A 19,409-nucleotide genomic window follows, 5' to 3' on the forward strand; every position below is an offset into this window, starting at 1 on the left:
TCATTTTGGCGACCACAGTTAAGCCTCTTGTTGTGAGTCTAACAAATTGTATTTTTTCAAATATCCCCTTAGCTGATGATACGTCAATCCAAGGTTTTGTGCAGTTTTCTTTTGGTTAAATTGACTAAACTCTAATGCTTTTTTTAGTAACTCGATTTCGTAGTCACTTGAGAGTGTTTTTAAGTCACATGGAAAGCTTTGTGTTGTCACTGTTAAAGATTGAACCTCGGCAACCTCAATTACTTCATTTGTATCGCTCTTTGACTGAGTCACTGGGGCTATCGGCTCTAATTTTTGCGCTTTTATTCTTTGCTGAGGTCGGTAAGGGCTTTCAAAAGGATCAAAAGTAATGTGATGAACAGGAAGGTGCTCATTACCATGTCGGTATAAGCTTCGCTCTATGACATTTTTTAACTCACGAATATTGCCCGGCCAATCATATGTAAGCAGTGCCTCGGTTGCTTTGCGAGTAAAGCCGCTAAACAGTGACCACCCTAGATCTCTGGCCATATTTATGGCGAAGTGCTCTGCAAGCAATAAGATATCTTCTTGTCGAGCGCGTAGTGGCGGGAGTGTAATCACGTCAAATGCGAGTCTATCTAGTAAGTCATGCCTAAACTCACCGTTTTCGGCAAGACTAGGTAAATCTTCATTGGTTGCACACACTAAGCGTGTATCTACCTTGACCGTTTGCTTGCCACCAACACGTTCAAATTCCCCATATTCGATCACGCGTAGTAACTTTTCTTGCACCATGGCTGAAGTGTTGGCGAGTTCATCTAAAAACAAAGTGCCGCCATTGGCACGCTCAAAGCGCCCCTCATGCCGCTTACTGGCGCCAGTAAATGCGCCTGATTCGTGACCGAATAGCTCACTTTCAAGTAAATTTTCATTTAGTGCTGCACAGTTGAGTTTTACGTAGTTTTGATCCCAGCGCTCGGATAAAAAGTGCAACCGCGCAGCAATGAGCTCTTTACCGGTACCGCGCTCCCCAATGATAAGCACGGGTTTTTCCAATGGAGCAAGTTGAGAGACCTGATCTAATACAGCTAAAAAGCTATCAGACTGGCCGAGTAAGTTATCCTGTTGACGGAATTGACTCATATTTGACTAACTCTTAGTTTTTTTGACTAACATCTAGTTTATTTGAAAAAAAACGGGATGGATAGTTTTTTATTATAATTATAAGTTATTGAAATTTATTGTTTATTTTTCTTTTTAAAGTTGGCAAGCTTATTGATACATATTTATCAGCAATATAAATCACAACCAATGAGGTAAAAGATTATGGGAATTTTTTCACGTTTTGCTGACATCGTAAATTCTAATATTAATGCAATCTTGGATAAAGCGGAAGATCCAGAAAAAATGGTCAAGTTGATCATCCAAGAAATGGAAGACACACTTGTAGAGGTGCGCTCTACGTCTGCGAAAACACTGGCAGAGAAGAAAGAGTTAGAAAGACGTGTTGAGCAGTTAAATGGTCAAGCTAATGATTGGCAAGAAAAAGCGGAATTGGCTTTAATCAAAGAACGCGAAGATCTTGCAAGAGCGGCGCTACTTGAAAAGCAAAAAGCGTCTGATGCGGCACAAAGTGTTGAGCAAGAGTTAAGCCATGTAGAGTCTCATATCGAGAAGCTGCAACAAGAAGTGACTACATTACAAGAGAAACTAGCCGATGCGAAAGCACGACAACAAGCGATTGTGCTACGTCAACGTTCAGCAGAGTCTCGCTTAGATGTGAAAAAGGCATTAGACAGCACTAAAGTTGAAGATGCATTGAATCGTTTTGAGCGCTACGAAAATAAAATTGATGGTTTAGAAGCTCAAGTTGAATCATATGATTTGGGTAAAAAATCGTTAGCAGATGAAATCGCAGATCTGCAAAAAAATGAGAAAGTAGATGATGAGCTTGAAGCTTTAAAAAAGAAGCTTGCAAATAAATGAACATAATGGCACCTACTGTTACAGTAGGTGCAATACACAAATACGCTGCCAAGACTAAATAAACAGGAGAAGATTATGTTTGACGCAGAGATACTAGTAGCCCCAATTATGGTTTTTATGATCGTGGTGGCTCCGCTGTGGCTCATTCTTCATTACAAAAGTAAAAAACAGGTGAGTCAGGGCTTAAGCGAACACGAACATCGTCAGCTAATTGAGCTGGCAAATAAAGCAGAAAAAATGGCTGAGCGCGTTGAAACATTGGAGGCGCTGTTAGATCAAGAATCACCGGACTGGAGGCGCAGAGTATGAGTCATAAGCGCAGAGAGTTATACCGAGACCCAAAACGCGGTAAGTTAGCTGGAGTATGTGCAGGCTTAAGTGATTATTTTAACATGGAGCTGTGGCTGGTTCGCATTCTATTCGTGACGGCTGCTTTACTATCGGGCGGCCCATTATTTGTGGTTATTTATATTGCCTGCTGGTTTATCTTAGACCGTAAAACAATTGAACACGATCAGTCATCTAGTAGCCATGATATAGATCCTGTCTCAGTGAAGTTTAAAGTATGGCAAAAAGGCGAACCGCCACGCCAAGCTTTATTTGACTTAAAAGACCGTTTGGGCAAGTTAGATGACCGCATTCAGTCTATGGAACGCTATGTTACTTCTCCTGAATTCACAGTAAAAAGGGAAATTAACAAATTATAATGGTACGTGGCGAGCCTTCGCCACGCCACTTCTAATAGGGATTTACAATCAGCATGAGTGTGAAACGGGTTACTCACAAAGCCCTTGAAAAACTACAAAGCAAAGCGCAAAAAACACTGCAGCGCTCCTTAGATCAACATGTCAAATTAGCGGTGACAGGATTTAGTGGTAGTGGTAAAACTGCATTCATAACGGCCCTCGTCAAGCATTTAACAACGCAAGCAAACAGTCAAAACCTGCCGTTTTTTGATGTGGTGAGAGAGCAGCGCTTAATTGCTTGTAAGCAAGTGCCACAAAAAGCGCTCGATATGCCAACTTTTGATTATGCGTCTGCATCAGCCCACTTATTAGATAACCCACCTCGTTGGCCGCCTTCTACCGAGCGCATAAATACACTGACCCTTGCTTTAAAGTTTCGTAGTCATAGCGGGCTACGTCAGCATGTGGCTAGCGATCATACTTTGTATTTGGAGTTAATTGATTACCCGGGTGAGTGGTTGATGGACTTACCGCTATTAAATATGACGTATGAGCAGTGGTGCAAAACGCAGTTAGCTGTATTATCGACACCGGCATATAGTGAGCATTGTGCCGCTTTTCTATCTGAATTAAACCACTTTGATGCCACGGCGCCAGTCGACATGTCTACGCTAAATAAGCTTGCTGAGCTTTATCAAGCAACATTAACGAAGTTAAAAAAATATACCAAGCTGTCGCAGCTGCAGCCTGGCAGGATGTTGATCCCAGGTGATTTAGCGGGTGCACCGGTAATCCAGTTTTTTCCTTTATTGACGCATGGGCAGCAGCATCAAGACAGTCAATACGCACAACTAGAAAGCCGTTTTGAAGCCTATAAAAAGCAGGTTATCACACCTTTTTATAAAGATTACTTTTGTGCGTTTGATAGGCAACTTGTGCTGGTTGATATTTTAGGTGCGTTAAATGATGGCCCCGATACGCTCGCACAAACCAAACTGGCCTTAAAAGAGACTGTGGACATGTTTGAGCATGGCAAAAGTGGTCTGTTACAGCGTTTATTTAAACCCAAAATAGACAAGGTATTGTTTGCGGCTAATAAGTGCGACGCAGTTGCTTTATCTGAGCAAGATAGCCTGACACGCCTATTACATGCGCTTTTATGTGAACAAGAAAATGAATTGAAGTTTTCAGGCGTGACCGTCGATACCATGACGATTTCTTCGGTAAAGAGCTGTCAACCTAAGCAAGTTAATGAATCAGGAAACCTCTTGCACTGTGTTTATGGTCGCCCTTTGACTGAATCTGAATATATTACTTACCTTCCCCCAGAGCCGCCGGACCATGTTCTTTCGGATGCTCAATGGCCAGAAAATGGGTTTAATTTCCTTTCTTTTTACCCATATCCAGCTTATCAGGGGCAGCTGGAGCATATCCGCTTAGATCATACTTTACAGTTTTTAATTGGAGATAAGCTCACGTGACAGAACCGCAAAAAAGATACGCAGGTAGGCGTATAGAAACGCTAGAGAGAAACGAGGACGCTATACTTCCTGAGTCCAGGGTGGGAGAGCGTATTGAGTGTGACTTGGTACCTGCCAGCACAGAGCAATCGTTTGAACCTTTCTCTGATGATGAGTCTGTTGATCAGGGGTTACAGCCGAGCAAATCAAAGTTTGGTTGGCGCCATTGTTTATTCATTAGTCTGGCGGTATTGATCCCGGTTGAGTTGGTACTGACAATTTACAGTGCTTTTCAACAAAGTGTTATACTAGCAAGTGTGTACTTACTTTTGTTGGTTTCCATTGTTGGTTGGTGCGGAAAGTTTTTAATAAGCGAAGCAAGAGCGCTGCGAACACTTAAGCAATTAGAGCAGCGCCGAGAGCAAGCTCAAAGGCTATTAAATAGTAATCAAATTGGTGAGGCACAAGCTTGGTTGGCGCCAGTATTAGCAAAGCAGCCTGAGGAGGCAGTGGAAAAATTTCAGCAAAGCTTGAAAAGCCATTACACAGATCAAGAAGTACTGCAGCTATATGAAGTGACGGTGTTGCAAACGCAAGACGAGCAGGCCAGAAAAATGATCACGGATTATGCGACAACCTCAGCGTTAATGGTCGCACTCAGCCCGATGGCAATTACAGATATGCTTGCTGTGTTATGGCGCGGTGTGAGTTTGATTGAAAAGTTAAGTGCGCACTATGGGATCACATTAGGCTACCGCAGTCGTATTAAATTATATAAATTGCTCGCTCAGCAAATTGTTTTTGTGGGCGCATCTGAATTACTCAGCGATCTTGCCGCGACGAGCTTAGGTGCAGAGCTGCTTGGTAAGCTGTCTGCCCGTTCGGCTCAAGGGCTCAGTGCAGGTGTTTTTACTGCGAGACTTGGCTATAAAGCAATGGCACTGTGTAGGCCAATTCCGCAGTTGGAAAATAAAACCAGCTTCTTATCTGACTTTGCAAAAAAACTGACAAGTCAGCTAATTAAACAAAACTAAACTCCATGGCACACATATGAAGTTGCATTTTAAGTGACAACATATGTGTACAGCCAAAGCTTATTAATGTTTCTCACTTAGACTTCTGAACTTCCAGCATGCTTGTACATTTATCCATCATGGAATATCTAATTACATAAGATATAAACATTTTGAATAATAACAACAGGCAAGCAATGAATAAGTTACATGATCATACTAATTGTATACACGGTCCAAATCACGCAAATGATCCACATGGTGCCTTAACCGCACCTTTGTACCAAACCTCGACATTTAAATTTGAGAATGCAGCACAGGGCGCAGCAAGATTTGCAGGAGAGGAAGCGGGTTATATTTATACGCGCCTTGGTAATCCAACAACGCGAGAGCTTGAAGAAAAGCTCGCACAACTAGAAGAAATGGAAGATGCGGCGGCAACCGCTACAGGGATGGGGGCCGTGTCTGCATCGGTACTAAGCTTTTTACAGCAAGGTGACCACTTAATCGCCTCTAGTGCGTTATACGGTTGCAGCTTTGCTTTATTTGCTCATATGCTTCCTAAATTTGGCATTGAGGTCAGTTTTGTCGATATGACGGATGAAGCTGCACTGAAAAATGCCATTCAGCCAAATAGTAAAATGTTATTTGCAGAAACACCGATCAATCCAAATATGACAGTATTGGATTTATCTATGCTGGGCCAGTTTGCTAAAAGGCATAATTTAATAAGCGTAGTTGATAATACTTTTATGACGCCACTGCTGCAAAAGCCAAAGCGTTATGGCATTGATATTGTGATCCACAGTGCCACTAAATACTTAAATGGCCATGGTGATGTGGTGGCAGGGATAGTATGTGGCAGTAAAGAACATATTGAAACCATCAAGCTGACCGTATTGAAGGACATTGGTGCGACGATCAGCCCGCATGATGCTTGGCTGATCAATCGCGGTTTAAAAACGCTGCATGTTCGCATTGAACGTCACTGTCAAAGTGCCCAAAAAGTCGCTGAATTTTTAGAGGACCATGCAAAAGTAGAAAAGGTGTACTATCCGGGACTAGCATCTCATCCTGGTCATAAATACCTAGGCGAGCAAATGCAAGGTGCAGGTGGTGTCATTGCTTTTGAAATTAAGGGCACTTTGGCGGATGGCGAAGCCTTTATCAATGCTACTTCGCTGTGTACCTTAGCGGTTAGTTTGGGCGACCCTGAAACTTTAATACAGCACCCTGCATCGATGACGCATTCACCTTATACACAAGAAGAGCGCTTATCCGCTGGGATCTCTGACGGGCTTATTCGTATTTCTGTCGGTCTCGAAGCAGTGGAAGATATCATCTTGGACCTAAAAAGTGCATTTGAGTGTATTTGATTGTTTACATTAAAATGTCCTGCATGGCTATATAAATAAGGTGTGTATTATTTTGTGTTCAAAAGTGTAATTATATATTTACGATTTTTGGGTTATTCAGGTAGGCCATTTTAGGTCTACCTATTAATATTTTGCTCACTTTTACATAGTATCGAGATAACAGGTTTGAACGCTCCACCACCAGAAGTGGAGATCAAGATAAAGAAGGTTACTATGGCTAAATCTAGTAAATACACTTCCAAGCAGCCTAATGAGCAAGGCATCATTGAGTGGAGTGAAGAAGAAAATAAAATTTGGTCTGAGCTGGTTGCAAGACAGCTTAAATGTATCGAAGGCAAGGCATGTGATGAATACATGGAAGGTCTGAAGAAGATCAACCTACCTCACGATCGAATCCCTCAACTGCACGAAATTAACGCTGTACTTGAAAGAGAGACTGGATGGCAAGTTGCACCAGTACCTGCATTAATCGATTTTGATGAGTTTTTTAGATTACTTGCCAACAAGCAATTCCCAGTAGCCACGTTTATTCGATCTCGTGAAGAATTTGACTACCTTCAAGAGCCTGATATTTTCCATGAAATATTTGGCCACTGTGCCATGTTAACAAACCCCGCGTTTGCTGAGTTTACACATAAATATGGTCAACTAGGTTACGCAGCAGAGAAAAAAGACCGTGTATATCTTGCGCGTTTATACTGGTTCACAGTTGAGTTTGGCCTAATGCAGACTGATAACGGTTTGCGTATTTACGGCGGCGGTATTTTATCTAGCCCAGGTGAAACTCAATACGTGTATTCAGATACACCAGAGATCAACAAACTTGAAGTTTTAGATGTACTGCGTACACCATATCGTATTGATATCATGCAGCCTTTGTACTACACCATTAATTCGATAGATGATCTGTTTGATATTTCTCAAATGGATATCATGGCATTAGTAGAAAAAGCAAAAGAGTTAGGGCTGTTTGAGCCAAAATTTCCACCTAAAAACAAATTAGCAAGTTAAGGAACCACCGATGTCTGATTTAAGTGCACAAAAATGTGAAGCGTGTCGTGCGGATGCGCCAAAAGTGTCAGATGAAGAGTTAGCAGTATTAATTAAGCAGATCCCTGATTGGGTACCTGAAGTGCGTGACGGTATCATGCAATTAGAAAGAGTTTATAAGTTCAAAAACTTTAAACAAGCACTTGAGTTTACAAATAAAGTGGGTGATATGGCTGAAGATGAAGGTCACCATCCAGGTTTGTTAACTGAGTGGGGTAAAGTGACTGTGACTTGGTGGAGCCATTCAATTAAAGGTCTTCACAAAAATGACTTTATCTGTGCATCAAAAACCGACGAAGTTTTCGCAGCACTATAAGAGTTTATTTCGGAATGTTAAGGGCGCCATGTGCGCCTTTTTTATTGCCCAAAGGAAACAGAAGGCAATCTGTTTCCTTTATTGTTTATAAGCTTGAAGAAGCGGTTATTTCAGCGTCACGGTTTAGATTCGAGAGCTCATCGATCAGATCCAGTACCTCTGGTTCGACAAAGTCAAACCCTTTGTCTTGTTTCAATGCAGTTTCAATGGTCTCAGCCAGAGTTTTTAGTTTAGGTACTCCTGTATAGCAACAGGCACCATGGAACTTGTGCACAATTTTTAATAGCTGTTCAGGGTCTTCTTGTTCACTGGCTTCGTTTAAATGGTCGATGGTCTCAGGCACGCTTTGCAGTAACATATTCAGCATTTCAAGTGCTAAATGGGGTTTGTTACCAGAGCGCTGTAGAGCGAGATTCCAATCAAGCAAGTGACTCTCAAAAGGGGCCACACTGCTGACCATTTGTTCTTCCTTTTGCTCTCGCTCTAGGGGGGAAGTTGCGCTGTGGTCACAAATGATCTGTTTCAACATATCTTCATCGATGGGTTTTGTCATATAGCCGCTAAACCCATCTTTGACTAGCTGCTCTTTCTCTCCTGCGAGTGCATGGGCTGTTACTGCAATGATGGGCGTATCATCATTCATGGATGACTCTTTGATGCTTTTACACGCAGTTATGCCATCCATAATTGGCATTTGAATATCCATGAATATCAAATCATATTTATGGGTTTTGCACAGCCCAACAGCCTGCGCACCATTGTGTGCTGTTTCAATGGTTTCAACTTGCTCTTCTAAAAGGGTATATAGCAACTTTAAGTTGGCATCATTGTCATCTGCAATGAGCACTTTTAGCGGCAAGTGAGTTGCGTTACTCGTTTCTATAGACAGATCCGGGTGGTCTAAGCGATAAGGGGCTGCCAGCATTTCACATAACTTTCTGTGATGCAGTGGTTTACTGATGCAGGCGTCAGCGCCACTGCCAATCAAAGATTCACGCATGTTGTGAGAAATGGTATTGACCATCAGATATAAATAATCTGCTTTTTCTCGAGCTCGATTGATATAGTTTTTAACGGTTTGCATATCGTCGACGGTAGCCATATTACCAACGAGACAAATATCATAGCTAAACTCTTGCTCCAAAGCTGTAAAGAAAGCTTCATCGCTATCACACACTGTCACTTGCATATGCCAGCTTTCAATTTGCGCGATGACAGCATTTCGCGTGTGTTCTTGCGGTTCAAAATACAAAACACGTTTGTTTTCTAAAGGTCGACATGGCAAATCATCATTAAATAAACGGCTTGGCAGATTAAAAATAGCATTAAATGTGAAGCATGAGCCGTTACCTAAGGCTGAGTTTAGCGTGATCCTGCCTTGCATGACCTCAACGATATGCTTAGTAATAATTAGGCCAAGGCCCGTACCACCAAACTTACGAGTGATACTGGTGTCTGCTTGTGCGAAAGGCGTAAATAGGGTGTCTTGCTTTTCTTGCGCGATACCGAGGCCAGTATCACTGACTGAAACGAGTAAAGAGGTTTGTGAGTCTCCCTTTAAGCGGTGGCTGATATCAACTTTAACTGAGCCCTTTTCAGTAAACTTAATTGCATTACTGATTAAATTAATAAGTACCTGTTTAAAGCGAGTGGGATCACCGACTAGATTGTCAGGTACTTGGCGATTGACGGCAATTGATAACTCTAATTGTTTCTCATAAGCGCTTGGTGCAAGCAATGTCATCACTTCATTAACTGCATCGCGCAGTTGGAATTGGATGTTTTCCAGCTCCATCGCATCGGCTTCAAGTTTAGAGAAGTCCAGAATATCACTGATGATAGTAAGTAGACTGTTTGCAGAGAGCTCGATGGTATCCAAGTAGTCTTTTTGATGTTTGTTAAGCGGTGTTTTATAAAGCTGCCTTGTAAAACCAATTACGCCGTTCAGCGGGGTTCTGAGTTCATGACTCATTTTTGCTAAAAAGTCTGACTTAACGCGGTTAGCAACTTGTGCTTCTTTTTTTGCAATATTGAGCTGAATATTTTGTGTTTCATACTGTTCTAAGGTTTCTCGGTAGTCACTAGTGGCTTGATCAATATGCTTTTGCATTTCATCTCTTTGTCCGACCATTTTCTCACTGATGGTGACAAGACCTTGTCGCATCATGTCAAACTCGCCTTGCATTTGCTCACTGACCCCGATATCCGTTTTACCTTCAATGAGCTTGTCTGTTGCAAGCTGTAATTGGGAGAGCGGGGTGGAGAACATGCGACTTAAGCGAGTGGACAGGAATACACTTAAAAATAAGGCGCCAAGAATTATCGTGCCACTGAGTAATAATGCTTTTTGTTGCCCGATAATGGCTTGATCTTGGCTGATTTCAACCATTAATACCGCGATTGTTTTTGCATGGGCATCTTGCCAAGTTTCACCGGTGCCATAGTACTTAACTGGTGCAAAAATCACATAGTTGTTACGTAATTTTTGGGCTTCCGTGGCATGCAGTGCAGCAACATTTCCTCGATAGTGCAAATCATTAAATTCACTATGGTAGTTACTGGTCATGATGAGCTGATTATGCAAGTCAAATACCGCAATGCTGTTAACGAGCGATGCGTGTTGATTGTGTGCTTTGGTAATGATGCTATGGAGTTTGGCTTTATCTTTAGAGTCTAAGGGCTGTTCTACTGTCATCGCCAGTGAATTGGCAATACTGGTGCCTTGCTGTTTGAGGATTTGTTCAAGCTCTACGTAGCGATTTATAGTAAAATAGCCCCCAAGTATTAAACCGATTAACACCGTCGGGATCAGGGTAAGCAATAAAACGCTATCGCGTAAGCTTAATTTAGACATATTGAGCGATATAAAACTTTGATAATTATGAACTCTAGAGTAGCGAGTTCATAGGTGTTTAGCAATGTATAAGGGGCGGTACATGGCACAAATTTTCCGTGCTAAAAAAACATCTGGTAAAGGTGAGGTGATGGAAGTGGGTATTGACTCACTCGATCATCAAGGGCGAGGTGTAGCAAAATACAAAGGTAAAGTTGGTTTTATTGAAGGCGCTTTGCCTGGTGAGCGAGTTAAAATCAGGGTATCTCAACAAAAAGCGAAACTCTTTGAAGGTGTGGTTGAAAAAGTGATCACCGCAAGCGAGCAGCGCGTTGATGCATTTTGCCCTCACTATCAGCAATGTGGCGGCTGTTCATTGCAGCATTTAGACAAATCAGCGCAGCTAGGGCACAAGCAATTAGCAGTAGAAAAGTTGTTTTCCAAGTTTTCAGGTACTGATGTACTGCCATGGGCTAACCCAATTAAAAGCGACGGTAGGCATTATCGTCGAGCTGCCCGCATCGCGACGTATTTTGATAAAAAAGAAAAAGTACTCAAGCTTGGCTTTCGAGCAGCAAAATCAAAGAAGTTGGTCGATGTGGTTGACTGTGGCGTATTAACTCAGGTGTACCAATCCGTTTTTGTTGACCTCAGAGAGATATTGAATAGCCATTCACAGCTAAGAAGTGTCAGCCATATTCAATTATGTGAAGCTGACAACGCCCCGTACGTCCTTTTGCGTCATACCAAAGCAATTGACGATGAAGTTAAGCAAGGCGTACATACTCAGTTTGAGCAAAAAGGGTGGCGAGTCGTTTGGGATGATGGCAATGAAGAGCCATATTATTCAGCCTTACCTGAGTATCAAGTTGGTGGCACGGAATTTCAGTTTAGACTGAATAACTTTATTCAAGTGAATGCTGCTGTTAACTCAGCCATGCTAGATCAAGCGCTGAATTGGCTAGAGTTAACAGGGCAGGAAAAGGTCCTTGATCTGTTTTGTGGCATTGGTAATTTTTCGTTATTGTTCGCAAAACAAGCTAAGCAAGTAATTGGTGTCGAGGGAGTGGCTTCTTCGGTTGCAATGGCGACGCAAAATGCGCACACTAACAACATCGACAATGCACAGTTTTTCCAGTTTGATTTGACGCAAGAAATGGCTTCTGCACAGTGGTTTAGTCAAGAGCTAGACACTTTGGTATTAGACCCTTCTCGTACAGGCGCATACGATGTATTAAAGCAATTGCCATTGGGGCAATTTAATCAAGTGCTCTATGTGTCATGCGATCCCGTTACTTTGGCTCGAGATAGCGCGTTAATTTTGCAGGCTGGATTTACTGCAAGCAAGGTTGCACTGATGGATATGTTCCCACACACCGGACATATTGAAACAATGGCGTTGTTCCAAAGGAGGTAGTCAATAATGGTAGCGACTCGCCAATCTCACCATACCACTTTGCCAGCAGATTTTGACGCGCGATTAGCGTTGTTAAAGCTGTCAGAGGATAAAACCGATCGACTCAGTGAGGCATATGCTTTGTGCCCCGCAGAAACCAATGAAGATCTGTTAGAAAAAGCCATTGAGATGGTTGAGATCTTGGCTGAGCTGAATTTTGACTCAGAATCCCTCGCGGGGGCATTTTTAACCCCTTATTTTATTGCTCAGCAACTTGATATTGAAGCGGTTGAAAAAGCGCTTGGTGAAAACATTGCCCTGTTGCTCAAAGGCGTTGAGCAAATGGCGTCAATCAGCACCTTGGCTCATCAGAGCAAAGGGAATGTCCAAATTGATAAAATTCGTCGCATGCTATTGGCGATGGTAGAAGATGTGCGCGCGGTGGTGATCAAGCTTGCGGAGCAGATCTGCTACCTCCGAAGTGTGAAAGACGCGTCTGAAGAAGAGCGTGTGGTTGCAGCAAAAACAACCGCCAATATTTTTGCCCCACTGGCCAATCGTCTGGGTATTGGCCAACTAAAGTGGGAACTTGAAGATCTCTCGTTTCGTTATTTACATCCTGACAGCTATAAAACCATTGCTAAAAAGCTGGCTGATAAACGCCTTGCACGAGAAGCGTATATGAGCGACATGGTCTCAGCTGTGCAGCAAAAGCTGGCTGACGCTAATGTAAAAGCAGAGGTGTATGGTCGTCCAAAGCACATCTTTAGTATTTATAAAAAGATGTCGCAAAAAAATTATGAGTTCGAGCAGTTATTTGATATCCGCGCTATGCGTATCGTGGTTGACCAATTGCAGGATTGTTACGCTGCTCTTGGTATTGTGCATACAAACTGGCGCCATCTGAATAAAGAGTTCGATGATTATGTCGCAACGCCTAAGCCAAATGGCTATCAGTCTATTCACACTGTTGTGTTTGGACCTGAAGGCAAGACAGTCGAAATCCAGATCCGTACTCATGATATGCATAAAGATGCTGAGATGGGGGTCGCGGCACACTGGATGTATAAAGAAGGTGCACTGCCTGGGCGCGGCTCGGGTTATGAGCAAAAAATTAGTTGGCTAAGAAAACTCCTGCAATGGCAAGAAGAAGTAGTCGATGGTAGCGAGTTTGCCGAGGAGCTCAAAAACCAAGTCGTGGAAGACCGTGTGTATGTATTTACACCACGAGGAGATATTTTTGATTTGCCATTGGGCTCAACACCGCTGGATTTTGCTTATTATATTCACTCAAATGTCGGACATCGCTGCATTGGTGCTAAGGTGTTTGGCAAAATTGTCCCGTTTACGTATAAGCTGTCTACAGGCGATCAAATAGAGATCTTAACGCAGAAGAATCCATCTCCAAGTCGTGATTGGCTCAATCCGTCATTGGGTTATATATACTCTTCGCGGGCTCGCAGCAAAATCCATCATTGGTTTAAACAGCAAGACAGAGATAAAAATCTGCAAGCGGGGAAGGAGATCCTTGATAGTCACTTACAAAAGCTGGATATCAGTTATAAAGAATTAGAGCCAGCCATTGAGCGCTTTAACTTTAGAGAGCTAGATGACTTGATGGTGGCGATTGGTGCGGGCGATGTGCGTATCAATCAGTTCTTAAACTTTATACAAGATAAGCCTGAGGTTGAGCCTAAATTAAAGCTCAGCACACGTAAAAAACATAAAGGCGATAAAAACGGGATTGTTGTTGAAGGTGTGGGCAGCTTACTGAGCCATGTTGCTAAATGTTGTCAGCCTGTACCGGGTGATGAGATAGTGGGCTACATTACGCAAGGCCGAGGTATCGCGGTACACCGTGCTGATTGTGACTCATTTGCACATATTACGCAGCAGCATCCTGAGCGAGAAATTGCCGTGAGTTGGTCTGAAGATGTGCAATCATTTTATGAGATAACCATTCGCATCGAAGCTAATGACAGGCAGGGCCTTATTCGTGATATCAGTGCCATTTTAGCGAATGAAAAAGTCAATGTGCTCAATATGAATGTGCAAACACAGCATGAAAAAGGGGTTGCCATTTTTACAATGAAAATTGAAGTGGGTGATTTATCTGCAACGAATCGCTTACTGACTAAATTGCTGCAAACCGAAGGTGTGTTTGAAGCGAAGCGACAACATTGAGAGTAAACAATGAGTGAAAATATACATCGATTGCTAGAGATTATGGCCACGCTTCGCGACCCACAGAAAGGGTGTGATTGGGATAAGCAGCAAAACTTTAGCTCTATTGTGCCTCATACCCTCGAAGAGGCGCATGAAGTAGCTGATGCCATTGAGCAGCAAGATTATGTCGCGCTTAAAGATGAACTGGGAGATCTGCTATTTCAAGTGATCTTCTATGCCCAGCTTGGTAATGAAGCAGGGTTATTTGATTTTGAGTCTATCGTCGCTGGGCTCAATGACAAGTTGGTTAGGCGCCATCCCCATGTCTTCGATAAAAAAGCGGCATTGACTGAGCAGGAGCTGGATGCCCAGTGGGAAGCGATTAAACAGTCAGAGCGCAAAGAAAAGCCCGAATTTGGTGCTGATGTGATCCAAGGTCTGCCGGCACTCACACGTGCAAAAAAAATTCAAAAGCGTGCGGCGTCATTAGGGTTTGATTGGTCAGACTATCAAGGTGCGTTAGACAAGGTTGAAGAAGAGGTCGATGAAGTGAAAGAAGCCTTAGCGCATGATCCCTATTCTGAGCACAGTGCAGAAGAGCTAGGTGATTTATTATTTGCAACGGTGAATGTTATTCGTCATACGAAACGCGACCCTGAGCAACTGTTACGCCAAGCAACACGAAAATTTAGCAATCGCTTTGTGCAAATTGAAGGGGTGTTGGCTAAGCAAAACTTAACCTTAGAAGAGGCAAGCCTTGCACAGATGGATGAGGCTTGGGAACTGATAAAAAAGCGTGCAAAGTAAATCCGCTGCTTGAGTAGACAATTTGTGCTGGATTGCTAATCACGTTTTTGCTATACTATCGCCCCGTCTTGATTCTTATTTAAATTCCATTTTCCTTGATATTCTAGGGTTCGCATGAGTACAAAATTTATCTTCGTAACGGGCGGAGTTGTTTCCTCCTTGGGTAAAGGTATTGCAGCTGCATCATTAGCTGCGATTTTAGAGGCACGTGGCCTTAACGTGACTATTCTTAAGCTGGATCCTTATATCAATGTTGACCCGGGCACAATGAGCCCAATTCAGCATGGTGAAGTTTTCGTAACCGAAGACGGGGCGGAAACTGACCTAGACCTTGGTCACTATGAGCGTTTCATTCGCACCAAAATGACGAGTCGTAATAACTTTACGCAAGGTCGTGTATTTGAAGACGTGTTACGTCGTGAGCGTAAAGGTGAATACCTAGGCGCAACAATCCAAGTTATTCCTCATATCACCAATGACATTAAGCGTCGCGTTGTTGAAGGCGCTGAAGGCTACGATATTGCTATCGTAGAGATCGGTGGTACGGTTGGTGATATTGAATCACAGCCATTCCTTGAAGCAATTCGTCAGTTAGGCACAGAGCTTGGTCGCGAGCACGCTTTGTTTATGCACCTAACATTAGTACCTTTCCTTGGTGCTGCAGGTGAAGTGAAAACTAAACCGACTCAGCACTCAGTTAAAGAACTGCGTTCAATCGGTATCCAGCCAGATATTCTTGTTTGTCGTTCAAACTGTAAGTTGCCTGCAAATGAAAGAGCAAAAATTGCGCTTTTCACTAACGTAGAAGAAAAAGCAGTTATCTCTCTGCAAGATGTAGATAGTATCTATAAGATCCCTGCATTATTAAAATCACAAGAGCTAGATAACTTAGTTTGTCGCCGTTTCTACCTAGAGTGTCCTGAAGCAGATTTATCTGAGTGGGAGCAGGTATTGTATCAAGAGTCTAACCCTACGGGTGAAGTGACGATTGGTATGGTTGGTAAATACATTGAACTGCCAGATGCATATAAATCAGTCAACGAAGCGTTAAAGCATGCAGGTTTGAAAAACCGCGTAACGGTAAATATCGAATACGTTGATTCTCAAGATATTGAAAGCAAAGGCACAGAGCTTCTTGAACACCTAGATGCGATCCTAGTCCCTGGTGGATTTGGTAACCGTGGTGTTGAAGGGAAGATCCTAGCTGCTAAATATGCGCGTGAAAACAAGGTACCATATTTAGGCATATGCTTAGGTATGCAAGTTGCGCTTATCGAGTATGCACGTAATGTTGCAGGTCTTGAAAACGCAAACTCAACAGAGTTTGATGTAAATACACCTAACCCAGTTGTTGGTTTGATCACTGAGTGGCTTGATGCTGACGGTAATGTTGAAACACGTACCGAGCAGTCTGATTTAGGCGGCACAATGCGCCTTGGTGCGCAGCTTTGTCACTTAGCTGAAGGTTCAAAGGTTCGTGAAGTATACGGTAATGCAGAAATAACTGAACGTCATCGTCATCGCTACGAAGTGAACAACAACTTTGTTGAGAAACTAGAGCAAGCTGGTTTGGCATTCACTGGCTTATCTGAAGATAAAAAGCTGGTGGAGATCATTGAGAATAAGGATCACCCTTGGTTTATTGCGGCTCAGTTCCACCCTGAGTTTACCTCTACCCCGCGTGATGGACACCCATTATTTGAAGGGTTTGTTGGTGCAGCATTCAGCTACCAAAAAGAAAACTCATAAAAGAAAAAGCCGTGCACGAGTGCACGGCTTTTTTGTTTTAATACCTATGGTATTGCTATGCGACTGAAACACACAAACACGGTTGCATAGCAATGCGAATTAAGCAGAAATAAAACACTCACCACTTTGGGAAAAGAGGAATCAAGATGTCAAAAATCGTAAAAGTGATTGGCCGTGAAGTTATGGACTCACGTGGTAACCCAACCGTTGAAGCCGATGTTCATTTAGACTCGGGTGCTTGGGGCCGCGCATGTGCACCATCAGGTGCGTCAACAGGAACTCGCGAAGCACTTGAATTACGTGATGGTGATAAGTCTCGTTACTTGGGTAAAGGTGTACTAACCGCAGTAAACTTCGTAAATAAAGAAATTGCACAAGCGCTAGAGGGCCAAAATGCACTAGAGCAACGTGCAGTTGACCAAATTATGCTTGACCTAGATGGTACAGAAAACAAAGAAAAGCTAGGTGCAAACGCAATTTTAGCCGTATCACTTGCAACAGCTAAAGCGGCTGCACAAGAGAAAGGCGTTGCTTTATATGAGCACATTGCAGACATTAACGGTACTGCAGGTCAATTCTCTATGCCAGTACCTATGATGAACATCATCAATGGTGGTGAGCATGCTGACAACAATGTTGATATTCAAGAGTTCATGGTTCAGCCTGTTGGCGCATCAAGTTTCCGTGAAGCACTACGTATGGGTGCTGAGATCTTCCACAGCTTGAAAAAAGTTCTGAGCGCGCGTGGCTTAAACACTGCAGTAGGTGATGAAGGTGGTTTTGCACCGGATCTTAAGTCAAATGAAGAAGCACTAGAAGTTATTGTCGAAGCGGTTGCAGCGGCCGGCTACGAAATGAACAAAGACGTAACGCTTGCTTTAGACTGTGCGTCTTCAGAGTTCTATAAAGATGGCAAATATGACCTAAGTGGTGAAGGTAAAGCGTTCGATTCAGAAGGCTTTGCAGACTTCCTAGCAGATCTTGCTGCACGTTACCCTATCGTATCTATCGAAGACGGATTAGATGAGAGCGATTGGGATGGTTGGAAAATCCTAACGGATAAAATCGGCGACAAAGTACAGCTTGTAGGCGACGATTTATTCGTAACTAACACGAAAATCTTAAAGCGTGGTATCGATGAGCAAATCGGTAACTCTATTTTGATCAAGTTCAACCAAATCGGTTCTCTTTCTGAGACGCTTGATGCGATTAAAATGGCACAAGACGCTGGTTTCACAGCTGTTATCTCTCACCGTTCAGGTGAAACTGAAGATGCAACAATCGCAGATCTTGCTGTAGGTACCGCTGCAGGTCAAATCAAAACGGGTTCACTATGTCGTTCAGATCGTGTAGCTAAGTACAACCAGCTACTACGTATTGAAGAAGCACTAGGTGATAAGGCTGTTTACAAAGGCCGTTCAGAGATCAAAGGTCAATAATCGACTTTTATTTGAATTTAAAAAGCCATGCAATTGCATGGCTTTTTTTATGCTTGTTTAATGACACAAATTAATGATTAAAGTGCTGTGCCAGTATGTTTTGGGTAAATTGAGTTTTTAAATAAAACCCTCTAGGGAGTGTTTTGATTAACCCGCCTTGTGGACCAATAGCGTCTGTTAGAGCTTTACTGTTGGCTGCTTTTGGTCGGATCTGCATGACTTCTCCAAGGTGACCTGATATTTCATCTACCCGACCAAGTGCAATTAATTCAATTTGCTCTTCCCAGTCTCGTTGCAGCTGGGCTTCTTGCACTGAATTTGGTTGCCACAAAAAGCCGCTGCCCACAGTTCTGTCTACGGGAGCGATATCACGTTCAGCTAATATTGGTAGCCACAATACGTGGTTAAGCTTTTTTTTCACACTGGAGTTTTGCCAAGTAAGCCCGGTTAAATTCGTCAGCGGTACAACTGATACATAAGTGGTCTCTAATGGTTTACCGGCATAACTGAGAGGGAGTGTTTTGAGTTCTACACCGATATGCTCAAAGTCCGGCACTGGCTTTGATCCAGCACTGGCACCTAAGACATACTCAATCAGCTGACCTGGCCAGCCCTTTTCTCTGAGTAAATCATCTGGGCTTTTAAAGTGGTACTGAGCAGCAAGCTCTCCCAGTGTTAACCCTGCGATAGCCTCAACGCGGAGCAGTAATTCAGCGATGCTTGTTGGGGGAGAGGGTCGAAGCATAATTAGGATCTTATAGTGATTTTGATGTACAGATTTTATCAGAATTCACAGGAACTGTGGATTAACTTAGGTTGGGTGTTTTTTGTACTGATGTGTGTTGCTGCTATTTCACCCAACAAAAAAAGCAATGTGAATACTTTAATTGCTTGATATATATATGTTTTATGTGTTTTTGTATGGTTTTAGATATCACCTTTTTGGTAATAAATTGGATAAATACAGATATATAAACAATATTATCCACAGTTTCTGTGGAGAAGTTGGCTTTTTGGTACTGGATTTGTGGATTTGTTTGTAAAATCGACTTGTTTACACTGACTTATGCACAAGCTGTGAGTAACTTGAGTAAAAGCGGGAATAATATTTGCTGATGCCATCGAGATATGGAACAATCAAATAAAATAGACATAAGAATGAGGCGCTAAG

General features: G+C 42.7%; 16 protein-coding genes. 13 read left to right on the forward strand and 3 right to left on the reverse strand.

Annotated features, from left to right (window positions below; all coding sequences use genetic code 11):
* Nucleotides 1-18: 18 nt before the first annotated feature.
* On the reverse strand, nucleotides 19-1,104 hold the full coding sequence (pspF, locus tag L1077_RS01390; protein WP_237135281.1) for a phage shock protein operon transcriptional activator: 1,086 nt from the start codon (nucleotides 1,102-1,104) through the stop codon (nucleotides 19-21).
* 183 nt (nucleotides 1,105-1,287) lie between these two features.
* On the opposite strand from pspF, the gene pspA reads away from it, so the two are divergent.
* The 8 genes from pspA (at nucleotide 1,288) to L1077_RS01430 (ending at nucleotide 7,848) form a co-directional block, all read left to right on the forward strand.
* On the forward strand, nucleotides 1,288-1,947 hold the full coding sequence (pspA, locus tag L1077_RS01395) for a phage shock protein PspA (protein WP_237135282.1): 660 nt from the start codon (nucleotides 1,288-1,290) through the stop codon (nucleotides 1,945-1,947).
* 75 nt (nucleotides 1,948-2,022) lie between these two features.
* The gene (gene pspB, locus L1077_RS01400; protein WP_237135283.1) at nucleotides 2,023-2,256 is read left to right on the forward strand and encodes an envelope stress response membrane protein PspB; all 234 of its coding nucleotides are present in this window, start codon (nucleotides 2,023-2,025) and stop codon (nucleotides 2,254-2,256) included.
* Nucleotides 2,253-2,654 (forward strand): envelope stress response membrane protein PspC, encoded by a 402-nt coding sequence (pspC, locus tag L1077_RS01405; RefSeq protein ID WP_237135284.1) that lies wholly within the window; start codon nucleotides 2,253-2,255, stop codon nucleotides 2,652-2,654. Before pspB ends, pspC begins: the two co-directional genes overlap by 4 nt.
* Before the next feature lie 53 nt (nucleotides 2,655-2,707).
* Entirely contained in the window at nucleotides 2,708-4,114 is a 1,407-nt protein-coding gene (locus tag L1077_RS01410; RefSeq protein WP_237135285.1) for a YcjX family protein, read from the forward strand.
* Nucleotides 4,111-5,127: a TIGR01620 family protein gene (locus tag L1077_RS01415; protein WP_237135286.1), complete on the forward strand. Its 1,017-nt coding sequence runs from the start codon at nucleotides 4,111-4,113 to the stop codon at nucleotides 5,125-5,127. Before L1077_RS01410 ends, L1077_RS01415 begins: the two co-directional genes overlap by 4 nt.
* Nucleotides 5,128-5,303: 176 nt before the next feature.
* Complete coding sequence (locus L1077_RS01420) at nucleotides 5,304-6,482, forward strand: trans-sulfuration enzyme family protein (protein ID WP_237135287.1); 1,179 nt, start codon at nucleotides 5,304-5,306, stop codon at nucleotides 6,480-6,482.
* A gap of 213 nt (nucleotides 6,483-6,695) precedes the next feature.
* Nucleotides 6,696-7,493, forward strand: a complete 798-nt coding sequence (gene phhA, locus L1077_RS01425) for a phenylalanine 4-monooxygenase (protein ID WP_237135288.1) — start codon at nucleotides 6,696-6,698, stop codon at nucleotides 7,491-7,493.
* A gap of 10 nt (nucleotides 7,494-7,503) precedes the next feature.
* Entirely contained in the window at nucleotides 7,504-7,848 is a 345-nt protein-coding gene (locus L1077_RS01430) for a 4a-hydroxytetrahydrobiopterin dehydratase (protein WP_063360383.1), read from the forward strand.
* A gap of 85 nt (nucleotides 7,849-7,933) precedes the next feature.
* Here L1077_RS01430 and barA read toward each other — a convergent pair whose 3' ends face one another.
* Complete coding sequence (gene barA / locus L1077_RS01435; protein WP_237135289.1) at nucleotides 7,934-10,702, reverse strand: two-component sensor histidine kinase BarA; 2,769 nt, start codon at nucleotides 10,700-10,702, stop codon at nucleotides 7,934-7,936.
* Between the two features lie 82 nt (nucleotides 10,703-10,784).
* Here barA and rlmD point away from each other — a divergent pair, with 82 nt between their 5' ends.
* The 5 genes from rlmD (at nucleotide 10,785) to eno (ending at nucleotide 18,238) form a co-directional block, all read left to right on the forward strand.
* Nucleotides 10,785-12,098, forward strand: a complete 1,314-nt coding sequence (gene rlmD, locus L1077_RS01440; RefSeq protein ID WP_237135290.1) for a 23S rRNA (uracil(1939)-C(5))-methyltransferase RlmD — start codon at nucleotides 10,785-10,787, stop codon at nucleotides 12,096-12,098.
* A 6-nt stretch (nucleotides 12,099-12,104) separates the two neighbouring features.
* The gene (gene relA / locus L1077_RS01445) at nucleotides 12,105-14,261 is read left to right on the forward strand and encodes a GTP diphosphokinase (protein ID WP_237135291.1); all 2,157 of its coding nucleotides are present in this window, start codon (nucleotides 12,105-12,107) and stop codon (nucleotides 14,259-14,261) included.
* 9 nt (nucleotides 14,262-14,270) lie between these two features.
* A complete protein-coding gene (mazG, locus tag L1077_RS01450; protein WP_237135292.1) occupies nucleotides 14,271-15,050 on the forward strand; it encodes a nucleoside triphosphate pyrophosphohydrolase in 780 nt (259 codons plus the stop codon).
* Nucleotides 15,051-15,164: 114 nt separating this feature from the next.
* Nucleotides 15,165-16,799, forward strand: coding sequence for a CTP synthase (locus tag L1077_RS01455; RefSeq protein WP_237135293.1), 1,635 nt, complete (start codon nucleotides 15,165-15,167; stop codon nucleotides 16,797-16,799).
* 146 nt (nucleotides 16,800-16,945) lie between these two features.
* On the forward strand, nucleotides 16,946-18,238 hold the full coding sequence (gene eno, locus L1077_RS01460; protein WP_039608512.1) for a phosphopyruvate hydratase: 1,293 nt from the start codon (nucleotides 16,946-16,948) through the stop codon (nucleotides 18,236-18,238).
* A 70-nt stretch (nucleotides 18,239-18,308) separates the two neighbouring features.
* On the opposite strand, the gene mutH is transcribed toward eno, so the two are convergent.
* Nucleotides 18,309-18,983, reverse strand: coding sequence for a DNA mismatch repair endonuclease MutH (mutH, locus tag L1077_RS01465; protein WP_237135294.1), 675 nt, complete (start codon nucleotides 18,981-18,983; stop codon nucleotides 18,309-18,311).
* Nucleotides 18,984-19,409 lie beyond the last annotated feature (426 nt).

The organism is Pseudoalteromonas luteoviolacea (assembly GCF_021654285.1).
Classification (GTDB): Bacteria; Pseudomonadota; Gammaproteobacteria; order Enterobacterales; family Alteromonadaceae; genus Pseudoalteromonas; species Pseudoalteromonas luteoviolacea_J.